Source organism: Ruegeria sp. AD11(2025) (assembly GCF_056542405.1).
Map to the genome: position 1 here is coordinate 1 of NZ_JBQFZU010000163.1, position 544 is coordinate 544.

Annotated in this window: 1 protein-coding gene and 1 pseudogene; both read left to right on the plus strand. The window is 50.6% G+C overall.

Annotation, left to right across the window (positions count from 1 at the left end):
• Positions 1–78: pseudogene (locus tag ACR1XY_RS24890) on the plus strand (recombination mediator RecR); the annotation flags it as partial.
• A gap of 104 nt (positions 79–182) precedes the next feature.
• A partial coding sequence (locus ACR1XY_RS24895; RefSeq protein WP_480597556.1) for a histidine phosphatase family protein occupies positions 183–544 on the plus strand: 362 nt, incomplete at its 3' end.

Genomic DNA, 544 nt, shown 5'->3' on the forward strand with positions numbered 1-544 from the left:
GTGCCCATGGGTGGAGAGTTGGATTATCTGGATGACGGAACGATCACGGCGGCGCTCCGGGCGCGCAAGGAAATTTAGGTCAGCATCTATAAATCAGCGTCCTTAAAAAGAGGCAACAAGAATGGCACCTCAAACGGTATTCAATTCAGGTACACATCTTGAACAAGTATCCAGATCTTTTTGTGCTGCGACATGGCGAAACCGAATGGAACACACTGGGGAAGTTCCAAGGGCGCAAGAATTCGCCGTTGACGGAAATTGGCAAGTCTCAGGCCCGGAAACAAAATGAGATACTCAGGCGAATACCGAATGCACCTTTGCGCGTTTTCGTCAGCCCGCAAAAGAGAGCAATGCATACCGCCCGCTTGGCAACGACGCCTCATCATGAGTTGATACATGATGAACGGCTTATGGAAATCGCGTTTGGGCAATGGGAAGGCGCAACGCGTGATTTCACCCGAGAGCAAATCGATTGTTCCTATGAAAGCTATCATTGGTTCTTCCGCAGCCCGGGTGGGGAAAGCTTTGATGACATCTGCGGTAG